Genomic DNA, 21,256 nt, shown 5'->3' with positions numbered 1-21,256 from the left:
TGATATAAAGGGTGTGTGTTTTGAATGGATATTGTCTGTAAAGCCCAAAATAACTGAGATCCACTTTCACACCCCTCAGAATGTTTTTATATTCATACGAAAAGTCATTTAATAAAGAGAATTTTAAAAATTGTGGATTGTGAGGGGCAATGAGAGTTTTAATTGATACGAATATTTTCATCTACCGGGAAGACGATAAAAACGTTTCACCTGACATCAGCATCTTAATGAGAATCCTGAATCAGACTCATACCGACGTATTACTTCATCCTGCTTCACTTGATGATATTCGAAGAGATAAAAACCAAAAGAGAAAAGAAATAATCCTTTCCAAAGTGGAAGCTTATCAAATTCTTGAGAATGCTCCAATTCCTGATAAAGAAGATGATTTTTTTACAAAAATCGGAGAACCAAAGCGAATTAACGACAAGATCGATAACCTGATCTTATATTCGGTATACAAAAATGCAGTTGGATTTTTAATTACCAATGATGTTAAAATCCATTCAAAAGCTCTAAAACTGAATATATCCGACAGAGTTCTTTATCCGGATGAAGCAACTGAATTTTTTAAGAAAGATTTGCCTTCAACGGATTATATAGCTAAACCGATTCCCCTGCTAAAAGGATATGTCAGCGATATTGATCCTGATGATCCACTTTTTGACAGTTTAAAGCAGGATTATGATTTTGAGAAGTGGTTTACTAAGATCGCACAGCAGGGAAGAGAATGCTTCTATAGCAAAAAAAGTGACGGGACATTAGGCGCAATAATGATATATAAATTCGAAGAGGAGCCTATCCCCTCGAATCCGCCGTATCCCAATCAAAAACGCCTGAAGATTGCAACTCTAAAGGTATCACATGAAGGTCATAAGATTGGTGAACTGCTATTGAAGGTTGCATTTAAAATTGCAGCCGAAAATAATCTTTCGGAAGTCTATCTTACACATTTTACAGAGAAAGAGGATAAACTTGTTTTTCTGATATCACAATTCGGATTTAAACACGCCGGTATAAAACCTGATAATAATAACGAAGATGTTTACATTAAGAAATTATGTCCGGGTGCAGAGGATTATAAAGAACTTACACCGCTTAAGGTCTCTGAGGATTATTATCCTTCCTTTTATGATGGGAGTCGGGTTAAGAAATTCGTTATACCAATCCAGCCGGGATTCCACGATCGCCTGTTCACGGATTTTTATGGTCCCAAAGGCAGGCAGGCAACAATCATGGAGATGAGAGGCGAGTTCATAGTAGAAGGAAATACTATAAAGAAGGCGTATCTCACCAACAGCAGAATACAAATGCTGAATAAAGGCGATGTTATTCTTTTCTACAGGTCAGGGGATCTGAAAGCTATTACATCTCTCGGGGTAATTGATGACGTTTATTATTCTCTGAGCGACCCTGAGGAAATAAGAGAAATTATCGGAAAAAGGAGTGTTTATTCTAAATATGAAATCGAATCATTTCAAAAACCGCTTACTATAATTCTTTTCAGACACCATTTGAATATTAAGAAGCCAGTAGAATTATCCGATCTGATAAGACTTGGTATTTTGAAAAGCCACCCCCAATCCATACATCAGATAGATGATAAAAAATTTATTAAACTCAAAGAAGTTGGTAAGATCAATGAATGTTTTACTGTCCATTAAACCTGTATATACGTCGAAAATAATTGAGGGAACGAAGAAGTATGAATTCCGGAAATCAATTTTCAAGAAGAAATCCGTGGACCTGGTATATATTTATTCAAGCCATCCGGTAAAAAAGATCGTAGGCAAATTTACAATCGGTGACATACTGGAGGATCGCCCCGATAATCTGTGGGACGCCGTTAAGGATCAGTCGGGACTTGACGAATCGGAATTTTTCAATTATTTCGAGGGAAGATCGAAGGGGTATGCAATAGGAATTGATGAGTTCACACCTTTCAAGAATCCAATCGATCCAAGACTTCATTATGACAATTTCGTTCCCCCTCAGTCCTTTTGTTATGTGGATAACGAAATCGAGGAGTTCTGTCGGGATAAAAAACAATAACTATTTCACCTTTTTTTCGCGGTTTATTAATTTATAGAAGGTTTTCGATTGATATAAGGGGTGTGTGTTTTGAGTTATTGTTCAGATAAAGAACTTTAAAAAAATCATTTACACGAAAGAGATATGTTCTCATATTCTTTTAAAAATTTATTAGCCCGAAGTCTTTTATCATCTTTATTCAACTCTTCTTCCTGAATCGCAGAGTAGATATAAAAATCAGGTTCATCTTTACCGGACTCATACCATTTGATAATATAGCCTGAAGAGCACAGGAAAACGTGTGCACCTAGTCTGTAATTATATTCTCCGTCTTTTGTGAGAATTTTTAATTTTTCAATATCGTTATAAAAGCCTTTTTTGTAAAAACCCTTGCACAGAACCTTAAATTCAACGACCAGTAAATTATCTTCGGGAAAATCTCCCCTCCTGTGAAGCATTAAATCAGGAGACTGTGGATTTTTGTTTGAGATAATTTTCGGATGATCTCCTCTTTTATTATATTCACAATCAACAGAATATCCTGAATATTCAGGATTATCCTTAATTTTTTGCGAGAGAATCAGCCCAATCCTGAATACTTTTGAACGCTCGCAGAGGTTGTTTTGGTATAAGTGAACATCATTAACAAATGTCTCTTTCAGCGATTCAGTAAGAAGATCTTTTAATTCGTCTATTATCAAACCTCGATCTCTCCACTCATTAATTTTGGCAATAGAGTATCGCGAATTTCAATCAGGTTCTCATTCTCTTTTTCAAAATTCCTTACAACTGACAAAATAGTATTTTCCATGTCGTAATACTGATCCAAAATATCCTTAGGCGGTAGATAGATGTTTTTTGAAAACAAAGCCGCCTTATCAATTCCCTGTCCTTCCCGTGCAGACGGTTTGATTATGTCCTTAAAATAAGGGAGATAACTTTTCATGAAAGACTCAAGAAACAATGGATTTACTTCTTTATCTATAATAAATACATTATAAGCCGAACTTACACCCCCAATTTCATCTTTCATCACTCCCCAGTTGAGGATTTCACGACTCATGCCAAAGACTAAATCAAATTTATGAATAATTTTATTTTTACTTGAAGAGGAGGAAAGTTTCTTTTTGTATTTTTCATCTCTGGGATAAATCCCCAAATTAGTCACAGAATATTCAGGTATAGCTGGATCATTGCTTTTTTCATTTCTGATTTTCAAAAAATCCTTAAATGATAATGATTCCCACCCCTCAGGAACACTCCCCATCTCAGACCCGACCATCTTCCCGCCGGACGATTTATACGGCTTTCCTTCGGCGTCGGGGAACTCGAACTCCACGAACCACCGGTGAAAGAGGGCATGGGCAATATCTTCGAGCACTTTATTCATACGGGTGTTGAGTTCGATCTTGTTATCTAAAGCTGAAATAATGTCGACAATTTTTGTTTGAATAATTAGAGGAGGAAGTCTTATTGGAATTTGTTCAATATCAGCTCTTTTTGAGATATTTACTTGAACTGAACCACTAGAACGGGATACAATAGCATTATATCCCTCCTTTGTATTAAAAAAATATTTTAGATATTTTGGTAAAATTTTCTTTTTATCAACTCTTAGAAGTAATAAAGCCTGACTGATAATTCCAGAAGGATCATTTTTTTGAATAATTGATACTTTTCCCAATGTTCCTGAACAACTGATTATCAAATCATCAGTCTTAATTGCAAAACGTCTCATGGATTGAAATTTTTCTTCACTGATGAAAAAACGAAAATCACGAGATTCAGATATTGCATGTTGTTGCTCATAAACTGGAATTCCGGACGCTAATAATTCATTTCTTCTTAATGCAGAACCAAAAGGCCCACGGATATAGCCTTTAGGCAATAACACATCAGATAAAACTACTTCCTCCCAATTATTTTTATTAAGGCTCAAAATTAATCCCTCCCAAAAAATTATTGGTAACCGAAATCATTTCAAACCTCAAACCCGACACTCTTCAACTGCCTGCGGATCTCTTCCTCCGCCTTTTTACTCTCAACAAAAAGCTCCGACAGCTCCCCGGTCAGCCTCTCCATCTTCTGTTCGAACGGCTCCCCGTCGTCCTCGACATCCGCAATCCCGACATAACGCCCCGGCGTCAGAATATAGTCCTGCTTTGCGATATCTTCGGTCGAAACAACGGCGGAAAATCCCTTCTTCTCCTCAAGCGTTCCGGCCTCGAACTGAGAAACAGTCTTTCCGATAAGCTCGATCTCCTCCTGTGTCAGCTCACGGAGTTTTCTCGTCCGCATCTCGCCCTTGTTCCGGGCGTCGATGAAAAGCGTCTTCCTCTTCTGCTTCTTGTCCCTGTTGATGAACCAGAGGGAGACCGGGATCTGGGTCGTGTAGAAGAGCTGCGGGGGCATCGCGACGATGCACTCGACGAGATCGGCCTCAACGATGTTCTTCCGGATCTCTCCCTCCCCTCCCGACTGCGAAGACAAAGAACCGTTCGCGAGAACCAGGCCGAGCCTTCCTTTCGGGGCGAGGTGGTAGATCATGTGCTGCATCCACGCGAAGTTCGCATTTCCCGAAGGCGGGATTCCGTACTTCCAGCGGGGATCGTCTGCGAGCTTGTCCGCTCCCCAGTTCGAGAGGTTGAAGGGCGGATTCGCCATGATGAAATCGGCCTTCAGCGTCGGGTGAAGATCGTTGTAGAACGTATCCGCACTGAACTTCCCGAGATCAGCCTCTATGCCGCGGATTGCAAGATTCATCTGCGCCATCTTCCACGTCGTCGGGTTCGAGTCCTGGCCGTAGACCGATATGTTATTGATATTCCCGCGATGGTTCTCGATGAAAATCGCCGACTGGACAAACATCCCGCCGCTCCCGCAGCAGGGATCGTAAACCCTCCCCTGGCACGGCTGGAGAACCTCGACAATCGTCTTCACGACACACGCGGGAGTGTAGAATTCGCCGGCCAGCTTTCCTTCCTGCTCGGCGAACTTCGCAAGACAGTATTCGTATGCCCTTCCGAGGATATCCTTGCTGTCCCCGTGATCGGCCATCTGGATATTCGTGAAAAGATCGACAACTTCGCCGAGCCGTCTCTTGTCGAGCTCCGGGCGGGCGAACGTCTTGGGCAGAATATCTTTGAGACGCTTGTTCTTCTTCTCGATCGCCCGCATCGCATCGTCTATAGTAGTCCCGATCTCGGGAGTGTGGGCTTTCTTTGCAATTGCATCCCACCGGGCTTCGGGAGGAACATAAAATATACCTTCGGCAAGATACTCGTCCTCGTCCTCCTCGAACCCGTCGCCTTCCTCTTTAAGGGCGTTATATTTCTGCTCGAACTTATCGGAAATGTATTTCAGAAAGATCAGGCCCAGGACGACGTGCTTGTACTCCGATGCGTCCATGTTTCCCCGGAGGACACATGCCGCACTCCAGATCTCCTGTTCGAATCCTATATTTGCGGAATTATTCTCTGCCATTAATATCGATATCTCCCATGTGGCCGGAAATTACAATAGTATTTGTTTATGGTGGCTGGATCTGCTTAAATCAATCGAAAAAATTGCGGATATTTTTGAGTGTCCGGGGAAGTATAAGAGCAGGAAACCGTACGTCTTTCACTCGTCTCAATAAAATTTCTGTGATGGTGCGAACCTGATATTCTGAAGCCTCAGGCGGGAACTGAACCCGCGATTTCGTACCAAAAAAAACTCCCATAAAAACCCACCGGTATCCCATACAGTCACGCCAATTTCTTTAAACAGCGATTAATTATTTGCCTGTTCCGTCCCCGGGGAAAGTCAGGCAGGAGAAAAAACAATGGCGGATTTCATAGAAACTTCCAACACTAAAACAGCGACACGTAAACTTGCATCGCCCATTGCAGACGCAGCATCGTTTCAGGGCATCATCCAGTCTGTAATCGACAACAACCCCTTCGAATGTACCGATTACATCCAGAACAATGCAACGCACAGCGGGGTCGAAGTCAACCGCGAGAGCTACACCGCAAAGATCGTCTTCGAGGACAATGCGGCGGAGAAGATCGGATCACTCTCGATCAAATGCCCGACAGTCTCCTCGATGAACAGTGCGACCGGTGCAATCCTCGCAGATGCCGATCTTGCCGTCGCCGTTGGCGGAGACCCTGTCCGCGATGCAGAGAACGACACATATTCCTGTCAGCTCAAGTGCCATGATACGAACACCGAGATCTACTACGTCACGTTCAGCCGCGAAACCGTAAGAGTCAGTTCATACCAGGACGATTCAATCCTTGCAAAAGTCGAGACATGGGCGGACACGATCGCCGCTCTTGCGTGAAAATTTTCGAACGACGGGGAGGCAACCGAAGGACTGTTGCCCTTTCGAGACTTTGGATAAATTAATGGACAGATAATTTACAGGGAGGGGGATGATTTCCCCCTCCCTTGAACCCTCCCCCTCGTGGCGATAGGTCGCCGTCGGGATGGGCGAGCATCCCTCCGGCTCCGTGAATTTTCTTTTTTAACGTTTCAAAAGCCGGGATGATCCTTTGCCACCTTTTACAACTTATCTCACGTTTTCTCCCCCGGCCGGGGCTACCCGGATGGGTAGCGCCCAGGACGGGCTATCGCCATTGCGAAAATTCGCGAAAGGAATTAAGCAGAGGGGTGCCCGGAAGGGGGTTATGACATTAAAAAATTTGAAATAGATACAGGGAGGGGGAGGTTTCCCCCTCCCTTGAACCCTCCCCCTCGTGGCGATAGTCACCGTCGGGATGGACAGGCATCCCTCCGGCTCCGTGAATTTTTGGACCACCTTCTAAAACTTATTTTACGTTCCCAGTAAGTTTTTTCCCCCCGGCCGGGGCTACCCGAACGGGTAGCGCCCAGGACGGGTTATCATCTTTGCGCAAATTCGCGAAGCGAATTAAGCAGAGGGCTGCCCCGAAGGGGCTTATGCCTTTCTAAAATAACATGTGATTTTAATTCAGTTAAATCTCCGCGGAGAGGGCGCTCCGTCTCCTGCTTCTTTTCCTGAGACTAACCGAAGGGGCTTACGCCCCCATAAAATAATTATCCAAAAAAAAAAATTAAAGCTCCGAAGCCGAAACTTCGAGCAGGCCGTTTTTGATAGAATATTTCAGCGTCTCTTTTTTTATCGGGGGAACTTTGATCCTTGCCGAATACCTGACCCTGTCCGCAAGAGAAGTGATGATGATATCGTCATCCTCCACTGCTATCGCAGTACTCTCCTCTCCCGCACCCGGCAGATCGGCTGCGATAATTATCCGGTCGTCTAATTTGTGGACCTCGGTATGAGGCTTGATATCCCGTATTGCATTCGGATCGTCTTCATCAGGACTCATCGATGCCGGCGGTATGATATCTATCGGAAGATTCCCTCCGGCAATCGTTATCGAAAAGTTTCCCTCGCCCGGAAACTTTCCGGTCTTCATCGCCTCGGAGATCATATCCATGATCATCCTCCTGAACCGCTCGTCGCCCTGGTCGCCGTCTTCACTCATTGTAGATTATTCCTCGTTTACTGTTGTTCGCTCATCAGTTTTTCAAGCTCTTCTGATAATTCTTTAACCTTCTTTAAATCCTTCTTCGGTTTGTAGGTTTCTCTCTTCAGCTCTTCGGATTTTTTGTCGATCTCTTCGCTCAGGACGCCGTAAGAAGCTCTCTTCACCAGGGTCGCCGCCTTTTCAAGGACGTCCCTCTCGTCGCCGTGGAAGAGAATCGGCCATGACTTCTTATCGTACTCCTCGATAGTCGTCCTGTCCAGAGTTCCGCGAACCTTTCTCATCGCTTCGAAGATCTGGTCTTTCGTGACCATCACGTTCGAAAGCGCCCTCTCGCGGTCCTCGTCGCTCATACCCGCCGTTTTCAGGATGAAATCCCTCATTGAGGCAAGCTTCGCCTCGCGAACCAGCATCTCGATATCGGCGCCCACGTAGCCTTCAGTCTTTTTGACAAGCTCGTCGAGATCGATATCCTTCGAGATCACCGACTCCGAATCCTTCAGGTACACTTCGAAGATCTTCTTCCTCGCCTCCGCATCCGGTGGGGGCACATATATCGCACGGTCAAGCCTTCCCGGCCTCATCAGCGCATCGTCGAGCAGGTCCGGCCTGTTCGTCGCACCGAGGACGATGACATTCTTCAGCTCCTCAAGACCGTCGAGTTCGGTCAGGATCTGGCTCACGACACTCTCGGTCACGTGCGAAGATCCCTCGAACGATCCCCTCTTCGGGAGCAGGGCGTCGATCTCGTCGAAGAAGATAATCGACGGAGCCGCCTGTCTTGCACGGCGGAAGATGTTCCTGATACCCTTCTCCGACTCTCCCACCCACTTGGACAGGAGCTCCGGTCCCTTCACGGAGATGAAGTTGACCTCCGACTTGTTCGCCACAGCCTTCGCCAGCAGGGTCTTACCCGTTCCCGGCGGTCCGAAGAGCAGGATTCCGCTCGGCGGAGATGTCTTGAGCCTCGTGAATATGTCCGGGTACTTCAGCGGCCATTCGACTGCCTCCATAAGCTCCTCCTTGACATCCTCAAGTCCCCCGATATCTTCCCACGAGATATTCGGAACCTCGACGAGCACCTCACGCATCGCCGACGGTTCGACGTGCTTTAAGGCCTCCTCGAAGTCGTCGATCGTTACCTTGATCTTATCGATGATCTCCGGCGGGATATCGTCGAGCGACTTGATATTCTTCAGCTCCCTCCGCAGGGCATGCATCGCCGCTTCCTTGACCAGGAGCGAGATGTCCGCTCCCACGAACCCGTGAGTTCTTGCAGCGAAAGGCTCGAGGAACTTCCTGCGCTTGATCTCGTTCTCGTACTTCTTGCCTTCCTCTTCCCCGAGTTCGGTAAAAGTCTTTCCCAGCTCTTCGCTCTCGTCCGTCGTGATGACGATCTCGTCGAGGTCGAGAGGCACACCTCTTGTATGTACCTGGAAGATCTCGAGGCGTCCCTTCCTGTCCGGGATTCCGATCTCGATCTCGCGGTCGAACCTTCCGCCCCTCCTTAAGGCCGGGTCGATATTGTCGGGAAGGTTCGTGGCCGCGATTACAATAACCTCTCCGCGTCCCTTCAGGCCGTCCATCAGTGCCAGCAGCTGTGCGACGATCCTCTGCTCCACCTCGCCCTTCGTCTCTTCCCTCTTGGGAGCGATCGAATCGATCTCGTCGATGAATATAATCGTCGGGGCGTTCTCCTCTGCCTGCTCGAAGACCTCCCTCAGTTTGCCTTCACTCTCGCCGTAGTACTTGCTCATGATCTCCGGGCCGGAGAGCGTAATGAAGTTGGCGTCGACCTCGTTTGCGACCGCCTTTGCGATCAGGGTCTTTCCCGTTCCGGGCGGACCGTACAGGAGAACTCCCTTCGGCGGCTGGATACCGATCTTCTTGAACAGTTCCGGGTGTCTCAGGGGCAGCTCTATCATCTCGCGGACCTGGTCCAGCTCTCTTCCGAGACCGCCGATATCCTCGTAATGGACGTCGGGAACATCCTTCTTCCCTTCTTCCGGTACGTAAGGCGTCTCTTTGATCTCGATCGAGGTCTGGGGCCCGACTATCGCAACTCCCGACGGTTTCACCTTCGATATTGCAAAACTGAGGGCGTTGCCCATGATATTTACCCTGAAGATCTGTCCTTCGATAACCGGACGTCCGTTCAGGAGTCTTGCCATATACTCCTCGCCGCCTCTCAGGGTGATCTGCTGGGTCGGCTGTATCGTTATTTTATCTGCATATTTCGCGTCGACCCTGCAGATCCTGACTCTTTCGTCGATTCCCGTCCGCAGGTTGGATCTCGTGTTTCCGTCGATGCGTATGACTGCCTTTCCGGTATCCTGGCTGTATCCCGGCCAGACTATAGCAGCTGCCTTGGCCTTCCCGGAGATCTGGATCACATCACCGCTTCTAAGGCCGAGTTTCTGCATTACATCGATGCTTAGCCTGGCGATTCCCCTGCCTGCATCTTCATGCGCCGCTTCCTGGATTGTGACTTCATAAGAATTATTATCTGACATAATGGTGAACCTCCTGATGTATGTTTACCATTAGTAAGTGTCATTAGTATATAAAATTGATGTTGGGGGCATGTTCCGGTAAACTCCGGCCTTCTCGTCTTTCGTGACGGTTAAATCCGTTTTCCTGCCGGAACTCCCCGCGAATTCGGGCTGTGTTATTCCGGTATCCCGGTATTGTCGCTAACGTCGAGAAGCGAGAGGATCTCTCTCATCTCGTCTATATGGTACTGGCCCTGTGAAGCCGGATTTCCCGCATGGCAGAAGACCCCGTACGAACCGAAGAGGCAGCATAAGGCCCGTGCCCACCTGAACTCCGCCCCCATCACCCCGGTTATAACCGGTTTGGCACATTTGAGCGTAAATTCGGAGAGCCTGATCACGTCCCCGTGATCCTCCGGCGTGACGATGATCTTCGGGATGTCTCCCGAGTTCCTCATGCTCCTCTCTAAAGAGGTAAGCTCGTCGTCGTCCGGCATGTAATCCAGGTGGACGGACGGGATCACCTTCTTCCCGCAGTCCCTGATTCCCCGCGAGAATCCCGAATACGGCATTTCGAGATCGATGTAATCGCAGACAGGAATCCAGGGCTCGATCCTCTCGTACCACTCGTCGGCGGAACCATCGAAGAGTCCGCCCTCACCAAGCGATCGTATCGTCCCTATCAGGGGAATATCGCAGTTCCCCCTGCACTCTTCCAGGATATTGTCCTCCCCTTCTCCCAGGAGATCTATCCGTATCTCGATCAGGTCCGGGGCATATTTTTTTGCATTTATATAATCCTGTTCCGACGAGACGGATATTATCAACCTGGGCTTCATCGTGCCTGTCCTGTATTATGGTTATATTCTAACTCTATTATCTTTGCCTCTGATTTTTTCCCCGTTTCCCGCCGCAATCAATTGAAACCTTGATGTTAACTGAAGAGAAATGATACTGTCAGCACGGAGGTTTTTTTTGAAGATAAATTTTGGCGGTTTTGTTCCATTGAGTACGGTCGACTGGCGTGGAAGAGCCGTATGCACCGTTTTTTTCAGGGGCTGCCCGGTAAGATGCTACTACTGCCATAACCGTGAGATCCAGACGGGCGAAGAACTCCGCGAAATAGATGAAATAGAGGATATGATCAGGCAGTCGCGTCTTGCCATATCGGGAGTGATCTTCTCCGGCGGAGAGGCGACGATGCAGAAAGAGGGGCTGATGGAGCTCGCCCGGAGATGCAGGAAGATGAACCTCGCGGTGGGCGTCCAGACGAACGGCGTCTTTCCCGACACTCTCAAAGAGATGATAGACGAGGGACTCCTCGATCTCGTTCACCTCGATATAAAGACGAGGTGGGAGCATTACCCGAGGATGCTGAAGGTGGGCGACGAGACCGTTTCGAATATAAAGAGATCTCTTGAGATCTGCAAAAAGGCGTATGCGGACGGAACACTGCCCGAGTTCCAGGTCGTCGTTACATTATTCCCCGGAAGAGAGGAGGACGTCGATGTCATAGCCCGCGAGGCGAACGGCGCCGAGCTCGTTCTCCAGCAGGGAGTATGGGGATCGATACCCCCGCTGAAGTTCGAGGACCTGAAGAAGATTGCAGATAAGATAAAGAGAGAAGTCCGTATAAGAACACGTGAGGACGGCGAAGTGATCTACGACCGGAACCGGATAACCATCGCCGGTTCGATGGTCCTTACCGATATAAACCAGGCACGGAGAAAATAGGTGTGACAATGCTTGTTATTGGCGTAGTAGGATATCCCGGCAGCGGGAAAGGCGAATTTTCGGCAATCGCCAGGGAGATGGGAATCCCGATAGTCGTTATGGGGGATGTCATCAGGAGAGAGCTTGAAAATGCCGGCCTGAAGCAGACGGATAAGAATATGGGCGAGATGTCGAAATGCCTGAGGCAGGGCATGGGGATGGACGCACTCGCCCAACTGAGCATTCCCCTGATCGAAGAGCAGAAGTCGAAGGTCGTCCTGGTTGACGGCATAAGGGGCGATGCGGAGGTCGATACTTTTGCGGAGAAGTTTAAGGACTTCAGGCTCATAGCGGTCGAGGCGTCATTTGAGACCCGGCTCGGAAGGCTGATGGAGAGGGGACGGTCCGACGATATATTGGATGCGGACGGTCTCTCGGCCCGTGACGATCGCGAGAACGGCTGGGGTCTTGACAACGCCATGGATATGGCCGATTGCGTCATCACAAACGAGGGAACGATGGAAGAGTTCGGGGAAAAGGCAAGGGACCTGATAAAAAAACTGGAGATGCGAAAAGATGTCTCATGATATATACTTCTCATCCTCGGCAAAGGTCTGGTCTGCGATTGAATGGGTCTACGGGATAGAGGAGACAGGCTACGACGGATGGGAGATCTCTGCCGAAGGAAACTACAGGCTCGACAACAAGGAATCATTCGATTCGATCGTCGCGACTCTTGAGACTACGGGACTGAAGGCGACCGTTCATGCTCCGTTCTCCGACTTAAACCTCGCATCCCTGAACTATCCTATATACAAGGAATCGATAAGGCAGCTCTGCGAATGCATACGCCATGCCTCCGAATTAACCGACTTCGTGACAGTTCATCCGGGTTATATGTCCCCGGAGGCAAGGCTGGTCCCGGACAAGGTATGGTCGCTGCATAAGGAAGCCCTGGGAGAGATCGGAAAGTTCGCTGAGGATTACGGCGTGAGGGTAGGGCTTGAGAACATGCCTGCAATTCCCGGTTTTCTCTGCATGTGTCCCGACGAACTCTTCGGGATGATCGACGGGATCGAAAATGTGTTTGCGACCGTGGACATCGGGCATGCGAATACTACGAAGGAACTCCGGTCTTTCCTGGGACGAATAGGTGAGGCGTCTCATCTTCATCTCCATGACAACAACGGGGTGCACGACGATCACGCACCTCTCGGCAGGGGCAATATCGACTGGGACATGGTCTTTTCAAAACTCAACGGGAACTACCGGGGAATTTATGTCGTCGAAGGAAGAAGCATAGATGAAGCCGCCGTCAGCCTGAAATTTATCAGGGGGTATGATCTATAGCCGGAGAGACTTTGCAGGTGTATTTCCTCGGGACATCGGGTGCACTGCCCACGCCCAACAAAAATCCCGCCTGTATTATGATCAGGAGAGGATCGGATACGCTCCTCTTCGACTGCGGGGAAGGAGCCCAGCAGCAGATGATGAGAGCGAAGACCGGGTTCACCGTCGACGCGGTATTCATCACCCACTGGCATGCGGATCATTATCTCGGCCTTCCGGGTCTTGTCCAGACGATGTCGTTTATGGGCAGGAAGGAGCCCCTGTATGTCTACGGCCCGAGATGGGTCTCCGAGTTCGTCAGGTCCGTAATATCGATATCGAGGAACAATCTCGGTTTCGAGATGATCCCCGTCGAACTTAACCATGGCTCGTTCGTCCCGTTCAGCGGCTATACGATACGTGCGTTCTCCACAGATCACGGCATGCCGTCGCTCGGGTACATCCTGTGCGAGGACGAACGGCCGGGAAGGTTCGACCGGGAGAAGGCGATATCGCTGGGGATCAGTCCGGGGCCTCTCTTCGGGAGACTCCAGAGGGGAAGTCCTGTCGAGGTGGAGAAGGACGGCCGGACGATCACGATCCTGCCCTCCGATGTCATGGGCGAGCCGCGTCCCGGGCGAAAGGTCGTCTATACCGGCGATACGCGTCCGAAATCCGGAGAATGGATGGACTGGGCACGCGACTGCGATCTCCTGATCCATGACGCGACCTTCGACGACTCGGAACAGGAGCGGGCTATGGAGGTATGTCATTCGACTGCGGGTGATGCCGGCAGGATTGCATCTGAAATATCGGCAAAAAGCCTCGCGTTGGTGCATATAAGTTCGCGATACGTCCACATGGCAAGCCATATAGAGGATGCCGGAAAATACTATGAGGGAAATATTTTTGCTCCTGACGATCTTACGATGACGGAGCTGCCGTTTCGGGATGAGTGATAACATGGTGGAAGGTGATGATGTTGTTTCCGGCAGTAATTGGTCATCAGGGAAGACTGTTCCTTGTCGGTCTGACCGCACTCCTGTTGAGCTCATTTGCGGCATGTGCGGCCGGAATATACTTAGGTTCCGCAAGTGACCTGATTGCATTAATTCCGGGCTTAATGGTCCTGGTCCCGCCCTCGATAAATATGCGGGGAAGCATCTCCGGGGCGATGGCATCCAGGCTTTCATCCTCTATGCATCTCGGCGAATTCGAGATCGATTTTCACAGGGACAGCGTCCTCGGGGCGAATACGAGCGCTTCCTTCCTTGCAACAGTTCTACTGTCGTTTGTCCTGGGCTTCTTTGCATGGGCGATATCCGGCCTGCTTGGAATTAAGGGAATGGGAGTTGCGGACTTTATACTGATCTCTGTTTTGTCCGGGATCCTGTCGGGGATTCTTGTAATATTGATCGCACTGGTTACCGCAGCTGTATCTTATAAAAAAGGAATTGACCTCGATATGATCGCATCCCCGACGGTAACGACCGCTGGAGATATCATTACGATCCCGATCCTCGTGATGACGGCGGTTTTGGTAATCGGGATCGATCCGCAGATCCGTTTCCTGGTATTGACGGCTGTTATTGCAGTTACGGTTGCAGCATTCATATTTTATCTCTGCAAACTGCGTGGCTCCTCGTACGTGATACTGAAAGAGATCGTCCCTCTCTTGATCCCCCTGTCCTTCCTCGGGGTCCTGGCAGGAATCGCGTATGTAACCGATATCGGGACACTGATAACCTATGCGGTCTTTTTGGTGCTGATCCCGCCTTTCATGGGGGGATGCGGTTCGATCGGGGGCATTCTCTGCTCCAGGCTTGCGACAGGAATGCATATGGGAGAGCTTTCACCGTCAGTGATTCCCACCCGCGAGGTCTTCGGGCATTTCGGGCAGAGTTACCTGTACTCGTTTATCCTCATACCCGTACTGGTGCTGACGGTGTACTATGCATCGATGATGCTCGGTCTCGATTCGCCCCCGCTTTCGCTGCTGATGGTAATATGCATAACGACCGGGCTGCTTGTCATTACCCTCGTGAACTTTATCGGTTATTTTGCGGCGAGCATGTCCTTCAGGTACGGTCTCGATCCCGATAATTTCGGCATACCCGTGATCACAAGTTTCATCGACCTCACGGGAGCCGCACTGCTTGTAACCGTCATTAATTTACTCTTGTAGAAAGAACATATAATGATAAATATTTTGGACGCACGATTTAAGGATTAATTAAGTTATGACTGAACTTGAATATCAGCCTGTAAGTTTTAAAGATGTTCTTATTGAGATGAAGGATATTGCGGAGCTTATGGTTGATCTTGCATATTCTGCAATTCTTTTTGAAAATAAAGAGATTGCCAGAGAGGTAGTCAGCCTCGAAGAGAGTATGAACCAGCTTGTGTACCAGGCGAGAATCCAGAGCATTCTCGGTGCAAGGAGAGTCGAAGAGGCGGAATCGATGAGCGGGATGCTCCAGGTCGCAGAAGCGGCCGAGAAGATCTCCAACTCCGCCTCCGAGATCGCCAAGATTATTTTAAAGGATGTAAAGTTCCCTTCGAGGCTGAAGCAGGCGCTCCCCGAAGCCGAGGAGGTTACTTTCCGGGTAAAGGTCAGGGACAACAGTTCCATCGACGGCAAGACCCTCGGCGAACAGAAACTCCAGAGTACGACCGGCATGAGGGTGATTGCCATAAGGAGAGGTGTCTCGTGGATGTACGATCCCGACAGGGAGACAAGAATCCTCGACGGCGATATCCTCATTGCAAAGGGACTCGAAGTCGGTATAAAGCCTTTTTACGAGATCACCGGCAACGACCCGAGATCCGGCGAAGAAGAGGCCGCCGGGGCGGTAGTATCCGATCTCGACAGGGCGGTCTCCCTCATAATCGAGATGAAAGACCTCAGCGAACTTGCCGTCGGCCTTGCATATACCTCGCTTATGTTCAACAACCGCGAGGTGGCAGACGAGGTCGTATCCCTCGATTCAAGAATGGACGATATGAGGTACAAGCTCGATCTCTGGATCCTCGAAGCCGCAAAAAGAATTTCAAACGTGGAATATCTCAGGGGAATGCTTTACATGTCCTCTTTTGCAGAGGGGATAAGCAATGCGGCCTCTCTTATAGTCGATGTTATTCTCAGGGATATAGAGATACCCCCGGTCTTCAAAAAGATCGTCAGGGAGTCCGATGAAATAATTTCAAAGGTAAGTATCGACGAGTCTTCGTCTCTTGCAGGAAAGACGCTTAAGGAAGCCTCCCTGGGTACGATAACGGGAATGGTCGTACTTGCGATAGAGAGCGGAGACAGGTGGAAATACAGGCCCGGCAAGAACACGGTTCTTAACGCCGGGGATGTGATCATAGCGAAGGGCAGAAGAGACGGCGAGTGCAGACTTTATACGCTCTCGAAAGCCGGTCATAACAATGGATCTGAAAATTTAACCGGATGTGAATAATTCAATGGAAAACAGCGATAACATGGTCTATCGTCTCGGTTCGGGATGCGAACTGAGCGATATCGTAACCGGAAACGTATATGAAGTGAAGGTGCAGGGATTTGCAAAATTCGGAACTTTCGTTTACTTAAACAGCCATATCAAAGGCCTGATTCATATAAGCAACGTAAAAACCGAGCATAATGAAGGCGACAAACTTCTTGTCCTCGTGAGGAATATCCGGGACAACGGGAATATCGATCTCGAAGAGGTAACGATCCGGAATTACGAGGTAAGCAATGTCGCCTGCAAAAGGCCCCAGACAAGGCTCGGCGATCTCAGGAGCAGGGTCGGCAACAATGTCAGCCTCGACGTGGAGATCGCCCAGATCAAGCAGACGAGCGGGCCTACTATCTTCACGCTTATAGACGAGACCGGAAAGGAGAATGCGGCGGCTTTCATAGAGGCAGGCAAGAGAGCGTATCCCGAGGTCGAACTCGGTGACATAGTGCATGTCAGCGGAGAGGTCATGATGAGAAACGACCAGCTCCAGCTTGAAGTCAGCCATATGGAGGTTCTTTCAGAAGAGGATAAGAATCTGGTCCTGAAGCGTATCGAGAAGGCTCTCGACGACAGGGCATACCCCGAGGACCTTCCGTTCATGATAGAGAGCGAGGTCCTTGAAATGCTGAAGCCCGCGATGAAGGATGTGGCGTTTCACATACGAAAGGCGATCTTTACGAACCAGCCTGTCATTCTCCGCCACCACGCAGATGCCGACGGTATCGTAGCCGCAGTATCTGTTGAGAGGGCGATAACTTCTCTTATCCGTGACGAAGGCGGCGACCCGGACCTTGAGAGCCACCTGTTCAAGCGTGCTCCGTCAAAGGCGCCGTTCTACGAGATCGAGGATGTTACAAGGGACCTCGATTACGCACTGAAGGACAATATCAAATACGGGCAGAAACTGCCGTTGATCCTGATGATGGACAACGGTTCGACCGAAGAGGACGAACCTTCATACAGGATGGCAAAGGTGTACGACCTGACTATACTTGTCGTGGATCACCACCACCCGGACGAGTCGACCGATGCATTCCTGACCGCCCATGTCAATCCTTACCACGTCGGAGGAGATTTCGGGGTTACCGCCGGAATGCTCGGGGCTGAACTTGCAAGGATGATCTATCCTCCGGTCGAAGAGTCCATACGCCATTTCCCTGCGGTTGCTGCCGTAGGTGACAGAAGCGAGGCCCCGGAGAGAGCGAAATACCTTCAGCTTGTCGAGGATACCTATTCCGAAGACGACTGCAAGGATATCGCGCTTGCCCTGGATTACGAACAGTTCTGGCTGAGGTTCAATGACGGAAGAGAGATCGTAAAGGATATCCTGAACCTGAACGACAACACCGGGAGACACAAGAGGCTTGTATCCCTTCTGGTTGCAGAGGCGAATCTCGCCATCAAGGAGCAGATCGAGACCTCGATGCCGCACGTGGAGAGGTCCGTTCTTGAGAACGATGCCCGCCTTTTCACGATCGATGTCGAGATCTATGCGCACAGGTTTACGTTCCCTCCGCCCGGCAAGACCTCAGGCGAGATACACGATATTCTCTGTAAGGAAAACGAAGGCAGCCCTGTGGTAACACTCGGTGTCGGGCCGGATTTTGCAGTAATCCGTTCAAGAGGCGTCCTTATGAACATACCCCGGATGGTCAGGGAGCTTCGTGAAGAGATCATCGGAGGCGGTGTAAACGGTGGGGGTCACCTCGTAGTCGGCTCTATAAAATTCGTTGAAGGAATGAGAGATACCGTTATAGCGGGCCTGATTGAAAAAATAGGGAAATTCCCAATTGAATGATCTATTATTATTTTATCCAATAATTCTTATCTAAAATATTGAAGAGAGTATATTTTTGGATCATAATTAAATCTGATCTCAATAATTACGGTTTATATTCATAATTGGATTATGGATAGGGCAGAAATTTGTAAAATTATACAGGAAAGTATATATATGTGGATGACTAATATGGTGTTGTCTCTCGGAGGTAGTTAATTTGAGCTCTAAAATCGATATGCTTGAAAAATATTCGGGCACTCAGCATAAAATCCTCTATTATCTGAAATCGGGTTTGGAAAAAGGCAAACATTACTTCAAATCGAAATATATCGCCAAAGATTTGGGTTTGTCTCCCAAAGAAGTGGGTACCAATCTTGCAATCCTTGCTGAGATCTGCGACGAACTTGAGATTTCGCGGTGGAGCTATTCGAACAGCACCACATGGCGGGTTACTGCCAGAACAGCCTGAATAATCATTATCTTTCCTTTTTCGTTAAATTAAAATATTTTTTTTGCGAATAATTCCTGATGTCTGAAAGAATTTTGGAGTTCGTATCCGATATAGAATTCGTCGCAAATATCAATTCGGAAAAAGACTGCCTGATGAACCAGGGAACGCACCAGGACAATGCAAAGGCCGATGAGGGAAATCCAAAGGGTCTCTGGTTCAATATCGATATTCCCAAAGGTCACGGGTTAAAAGAGGGTGACCGGATCAGGATCATCATAGAAAAGGCGGAATGATCCCGTAACGGTGCGGGGATAAAAACGATCGGGCAGGACGGTCGGACTCCTGCCAATATATTTAAGAATCAAAATTATATTCTTTATATAACAAACAAGCGGGTATTGGGGATATTGTTGTTATGCTGAAAAAAATGCTTTCTTTGTCGCTTTTGATAACAGTTTTTTTATTTTGTTTTACTGCGGGGTGTTCCGTCCTGGGCGGCGGGGATACGGTCGATATCGACCAGATGGAACTTCTGATGAAGGATGCGGAGTCGAGGGTCTCTTCTATAGACTGGAACAGCGAAAGCCCGGGGAATATCCGTGCCCAGCTGTCGGCGGCCGAACTTCAGTTTTCGACTGTCTTCGATACTCTCTCCGAAGCAAATCCCGATAATGAAGATGATACGAGAAGAATCTATGCGTTAAGGACGATGTCCTGCACGTATCTCGAGCTTGTTACATCCATGAGGGAGCTTGCCAATGTGGTGGAGCACAGGGACAATGCCGATTATTATGCCGCGTATTATGAAGAGGAGAACTGGCTGAACGAGATGAAAGCCAGCGACGCCGCACTGGCATCCGCAAGGAACAAACTGCATTCGGCGCAGACCAGGATCAATGGAGTTAATATGAACCTGGTCCCGCTCTTCATGCAGGCCGATATTATAGAACTGAAGGTTGAGATCGAACAGATGAATATTCTTATGACAAATCTTGCCGAAGAATATGCAAAGGTTCTCAGCTAATCAATAATCAATTTTCCATCGTATTCAGGAAGCTCATAAGCGATGCTTCGGCTGGTTTCGGGTATGCATTTTTATAAGAGATCCCGGGCGTCTGGAGCTCGAGGGTGAACGACTTCACGTTCTTCGCCTCGATTATGAAGTACATCTCTTTGTTCGCCACCGAGGCATCCATTACAATCCGGCCTTCGGGAAAGAGATTTCCGCCAGTTATGACATCGCCGGTTGCAGAGTCGACAAGAACCCACATGAGCCTCGAATAGGCCGGGTTTCCGCTGGGCGTCATGGTGCAGTTTATCCTCCATAGAAAGTAAGGGACGCCGAAGATCTCTGAAAATCCGCTCTTGCTGCCGTTCATATATGCGATTGTCATGACATCGCCGGTTTCTCCTCCCCAGATGTCGGACGAAAAGAGATCCGAAGTGGTAAAGCCGTCCATATTCGTCGGCTGGCTGTTGGCGTATTTATCGGGGGCATAATAATTTCCTACAGGAACATAATCGTTTCCGGGAAGACGGAGCCGGGGATAGCCGTTTGCACCGGCCGCATATATCTCATCGAGGTTTGTATTGTAACTGATGGTATACGGGGGATCGGTTCTTTCAACGATATAGGTATACTGAACGTTGTCATAGCAGCAGGAAGATTCGCTGCAGTAATCCGACTGACTGCTTCCAGGATTCGTATTTTGCGACAGATCCGGCTCCTGTGAACCGAAATCAGGAGGATGTGTCACGATTGCGATTATCAGGACAAAAATAATTGCAGCCAGGAAAGTCAGAAAGTCTTTTTTATCCACAATAGTTGATGTTCCTGAAAATTAAAAAAAGATTCTATAAATATTTCAAACAGAAATTATTTAAAAAGTCAGAATACAAATTGTAGTTTTGAAGATAAATTGCCGGGAAGGGGTTTCAGGTGGAATTTGATGAAGTAAGAACATGGGTTATTTTCTATTTGATCTCATTTGTAGTCCTGCTGCTGGCGCTCTTTTTTACGACACAGGGCGTCATGCTCGGAGTCGGCCTGACGCTTGTTATAGTCGTGATTGCAATTAATTTCCTGATTGTTCGTGCCGAGATAAAGAGGATTCACGAGAAGAAGGAGATGCTCAGGAAGTTTACACAAAAGGAAGAAAAAGTCGCTGAGCCTGAAGAGGAAAAATACCTCATATAAAATCCTCATGACGGGCGATTTAGTCACATAAAAATTAATGAAAATCCACACTTTTTATTGGAACCGGAACGGAACCTGTCGTAGCAAAATAAATAAAACAGCCCAGGGGACCCTTGCCGGTCCCCGGGCGTGCCATGAGAAGATTATCTTAAGGCAAGGCCCCTGGGCAGGGGCCGTCCGGCGGCTCGGCCGCCGGTGCCGGGGTCGCCGAAAAAGGCATGAGAGAACAAAGAGCTGTGTTATCTCT

21 protein-coding genes are annotated in these 21,256 nt (G+C 48.3%); 14 read left to right on the top strand and 7 right to left on the bottom strand.

What is annotated here, in order from left to right; translation table 11 throughout:
* Positions 1-149 precede the first annotated feature (149 nt).
* Complete coding sequence (locus tag MPET_RS08500) at positions 150-1,664, top strand: PIN domain-containing protein (protein WP_013329608.1); 1,515 nt, start codon at positions 150-152, stop codon at positions 1,662-1,664.
* The gene (locus MPET_RS08495; protein ID WP_013329607.1) at positions 1,642-2,052 is read left to right on the top strand and encodes an ASCH domain-containing protein; all 411 of its coding nucleotides are present in this window, start codon (positions 1,642-1,644) and stop codon (positions 2,050-2,052) included. Before MPET_RS08500 ends, MPET_RS08495 begins: the two co-directional genes overlap by 23 nt.
* Positions 2,053-2,156: 104 nt before the next feature.
* Here the strand turns inward: MPET_RS08495 and MPET_RS08490 are convergent, their stop codons facing one another.
* Genes MPET_RS08490 through MPET_RS08480 form a run of 3 tightly spaced genes read right to left on the bottom strand, consistent with a single transcriptional unit; the run spans position 2,157 to position 5,514 of the window.
* The gene (locus tag MPET_RS08490; RefSeq protein ID WP_013329606.1) at positions 2,157-2,732 is read right to left on the bottom strand and encodes a hypothetical protein; all 576 of its coding nucleotides are present in this window, start codon (positions 2,730-2,732) and stop codon (positions 2,157-2,159) included.
* On the bottom strand, positions 2,729-3,970 hold the full coding sequence (locus MPET_RS14840; protein ID WP_013329605.1) for a restriction endonuclease subunit S: 1,242 nt from the start codon (positions 3,968-3,970) through the stop codon (positions 2,729-2,731). The genes MPET_RS08490 and MPET_RS14840 overlap by 4 nt, the downstream gene beginning before the upstream one ends.
* Before the next feature lie 41 nt (positions 3,971-4,011).
* Entirely contained in the window at positions 4,012-5,514 is a 1,503-nt protein-coding gene (locus tag MPET_RS08480; RefSeq protein ID WP_013329604.1) for a class I SAM-dependent DNA methyltransferase, read from the bottom strand.
* Positions 5,515-5,854: 340 nt separating this feature from the next.
* Between MPET_RS08480 and MPET_RS08475 the strand changes: the two genes are divergently transcribed.
* Positions 5,855-6,358, top strand: coding sequence for a hypothetical protein (locus tag MPET_RS08475; protein WP_013329603.1), 504 nt, complete (start codon positions 5,855-5,857; stop codon positions 6,356-6,358).
* A gap of 751 nt (positions 6,359-7,109) precedes the next feature.
* Here MPET_RS08475 and MPET_RS08470 read toward each other — a convergent pair.
* The 3 genes from MPET_RS08470 to MPET_RS08460 all read right to left on the bottom strand — a co-directional run bounded on the left by MPET_RS08470 (position 7,110) and on the right by MPET_RS08460 (position 10,875).
* Positions 7,110-7,544, bottom strand: coding sequence for an Hsp20/alpha crystallin family protein (locus tag MPET_RS08470; protein WP_013329602.1), 435 nt, complete (start codon positions 7,542-7,544; stop codon positions 7,110-7,112).
* Between the two features lie 17 nt (positions 7,545-7,561).
* Positions 7,562-10,057, bottom strand: a complete 2,496-nt coding sequence (locus MPET_RS08465; RefSeq protein WP_013329601.1) for a CDC48 family AAA ATPase — start codon at positions 10,055-10,057, stop codon at positions 7,562-7,564.
* Positions 10,058-10,212: 155 nt separating this feature from the next.
* The gene (locus MPET_RS08460) at positions 10,213-10,875 is read right to left on the bottom strand and encodes a type I 3-dehydroquinate dehydratase (RefSeq protein WP_013329600.1); all 663 of its coding nucleotides are present in this window, start codon (positions 10,873-10,875) and stop codon (positions 10,213-10,215) included.
* 136 nt (positions 10,876-11,011) lie between these two features.
* Between MPET_RS08460 and MPET_RS08455 the strand changes: the two genes are divergently transcribed.
* From MPET_RS08455 to MPET_RS08410, 10 genes are all read left to right on the top strand, one after another.
* Positions 11,012-11,770 (top strand): anaerobic ribonucleoside-triphosphate reductase activating protein, encoded by a 759-nt coding sequence (locus MPET_RS08455; protein WP_013329599.1) that lies wholly within the window; start codon positions 11,012-11,014, stop codon positions 11,768-11,770.
* A gap of 8 nt (positions 11,771-11,778) precedes the next feature.
* Positions 11,779-12,336, top strand: a complete 558-nt coding sequence (locus MPET_RS08450) for an AAA family ATPase (RefSeq protein WP_013329598.1) — start codon at positions 11,779-11,781, stop codon at positions 12,334-12,336.
* Complete coding sequence (locus MPET_RS08445; RefSeq protein ID WP_013329597.1) at positions 12,326-13,099, top strand: sugar phosphate isomerase/epimerase family protein; 774 nt, start codon at positions 12,326-12,328, stop codon at positions 13,097-13,099. The genes MPET_RS08450 and MPET_RS08445 overlap by 11 nt, the downstream gene beginning before the upstream one ends.
* Before the next feature lie 11 nt (positions 13,100-13,110).
* Positions 13,111-14,037, top strand: coding sequence for a ribonuclease Z (gene rnz / locus MPET_RS08440; RefSeq protein WP_013329596.1), 927 nt, complete (start codon positions 13,111-13,113; stop codon positions 14,035-14,037).
* A gap of 17 nt (positions 14,038-14,054) precedes the next feature.
* The gene (locus MPET_RS08435; protein ID WP_013329595.1) at positions 14,055-15,263 is read left to right on the top strand and encodes a magnesium transporter; all 1,209 of its coding nucleotides are present in this window, start codon (positions 14,055-14,057) and stop codon (positions 15,261-15,263) included.
* A gap of 55 nt (positions 15,264-15,318) precedes the next feature.
* Positions 15,319-16,539: a potassium channel family protein gene (locus MPET_RS08430; RefSeq protein WP_013329594.1), complete on the top strand. Its 1,221-nt coding sequence runs from the start codon at positions 15,319-15,321 to the stop codon at positions 16,537-16,539.
* Positions 16,540-16,543: 4 nt separating this feature from the next.
* The gene (locus MPET_RS08425) at positions 16,544-18,379 is read left to right on the top strand and encodes a DHH family phosphoesterase (RefSeq protein ID WP_013329593.1); all 1,836 of its coding nucleotides are present in this window, start codon (positions 16,544-16,546) and stop codon (positions 18,377-18,379) included.
* Between the two features lie 217 nt (positions 18,380-18,596).
* On the top strand, positions 18,597-18,830 hold the full coding sequence (locus tag MPET_RS08420) for a DUF7123 family protein (protein ID WP_394295957.1): 234 nt from the start codon (positions 18,597-18,599) through the stop codon (positions 18,828-18,830).
* 59 nt (positions 18,831-18,889) lie between these two features.
* Positions 18,890-19,105, top strand: a complete 216-nt coding sequence (locus MPET_RS08415) for a hypothetical protein (protein ID WP_013329591.1) — start codon at positions 18,890-18,892, stop codon at positions 19,103-19,105.
* 122 nt (positions 19,106-19,227) lie between these two features.
* Complete coding sequence (locus MPET_RS08410; RefSeq protein WP_013329590.1) at positions 19,228-19,836, top strand: hypothetical protein; 609 nt, start codon at positions 19,228-19,230, stop codon at positions 19,834-19,836.
* A gap of 7 nt (positions 19,837-19,843) precedes the next feature.
* On the opposite strand, the gene MPET_RS08405 is transcribed toward MPET_RS08410, so the two are convergent.
* Positions 19,844-20,632: a hypothetical protein gene (locus MPET_RS08405; protein WP_013329589.1), complete on the bottom strand. Its 789-nt coding sequence runs from the start codon at positions 20,630-20,632 to the stop codon at positions 19,844-19,846.
* A 119-nt stretch (positions 20,633-20,751) separates the two neighbouring features.
* Here MPET_RS08405 and MPET_RS08400 point away from each other — a divergent pair, with 119 nt between their 5' ends.
* Entirely contained in the window at positions 20,752-21,009 is a 258-nt protein-coding gene (locus MPET_RS08400; protein ID WP_013329588.1) for a hypothetical protein, read from the top strand.
* The last annotated feature ends 247 nt before the right edge of the window (positions 21,010-21,256 follow it).

This window comes from Methanolacinia petrolearia DSM 11571, assembly GCF_000147875.1.
Lineage (GTDB): Archaea > Halobacteriota > Methanomicrobia > Methanomicrobiales > Methanomicrobiaceae > Methanolacinia > Methanolacinia petrolearia.
This window is presented reverse-complemented; position numbering and strand designations above follow the sequence as displayed.

What these genes read in the sequence shown, in the direction of transcription:
- MPET_RS08500 (WP_013329608.1), top strand. Translation starts at nt 150, where the DNA reads ATGAGAGTTTTAATTGATACGAATATTTTCATCTACCGGGAAGACGAT.
- MPET_RS08495 (WP_013329607.1), top strand. Translation starts at nt 1,642, where the DNA reads ATGAATGTTTTACTGTCCATTAAACCTGTATATACGTCGAAAATAATT.
- MPET_RS08480 (WP_013329604.1), bottom strand. Translation starts at nt 5,514, where the DNA reads ATGGCAGAGAATAATTCCGCAAATATAGGATTCGAACAGGAGATCTGG.
- MPET_RS08475 (WP_013329603.1), top strand. Translation starts at nt 5,855, where the DNA reads ATGGCGGATTTCATAGAAACTTCCAACACTAAAACAGCGACACGTAAA.
- MPET_RS08470 (WP_013329602.1), bottom strand. Translation starts at nt 7,544, where the DNA reads ATGAGTGAAGACGGCGACCAGGGCGACGAGCGGTTCAGGAGGATGATC.
- MPET_RS08465 (WP_013329601.1), bottom strand. Translation starts at nt 10,057, where the DNA reads ATGTCAGATAATAATTCTTATGAAGTCACAATCCAGGAAGCGGCGCAT.
- MPET_RS08460 (WP_013329600.1), bottom strand. Translation starts at nt 10,875, where the DNA reads ATGAAGCCCAGGTTGATAATATCCGTCTCGTCGGAACAGGATTATATA.
- MPET_RS08450 (WP_013329598.1), top strand. Translation starts at nt 11,779, where the DNA reads ATGCTTGTTATTGGCGTAGTAGGATATCCCGGCAGCGGGAAAGGCGAA.
- MPET_RS08445 (WP_013329597.1), top strand. Translation starts at nt 12,326, where the DNA reads ATGTCTCATGATATATACTTCTCATCCTCGGCAAAGGTCTGGTCTGCG.
- MPET_RS08435 (WP_013329595.1), top strand. Translation starts at nt 14,055, where the DNA reads ATGATGTTGTTTCCGGCAGTAATTGGTCATCAGGGAAGACTGTTCCTT.
- MPET_RS08430 (WP_013329594.1), top strand. Translation starts at nt 15,319, where the DNA reads ATGACTGAACTTGAATATCAGCCTGTAAGTTTTAAAGATGTTCTTATT.
- MPET_RS08425 (WP_013329593.1), top strand. Translation starts at nt 16,544, where the DNA reads ATGGAAAACAGCGATAACATGGTCTATCGTCTCGGTTCGGGATGCGAA.
- MPET_RS08420 (WP_394295957.1), top strand. Translation starts at nt 18,597, where the DNA reads ATGCTTGAAAAATATTCGGGCACTCAGCATAAAATCCTCTATTATCTG.
- MPET_RS08415 (WP_013329591.1), top strand. Translation starts at nt 18,890, where the DNA reads ATGTCTGAAAGAATTTTGGAGTTCGTATCCGATATAGAATTCGTCGCA.
- MPET_RS08410 (WP_013329590.1), top strand. Translation starts at nt 19,228, where the DNA reads ATGCTGAAAAAAATGCTTTCTTTGTCGCTTTTGATAACAGTTTTTTTA.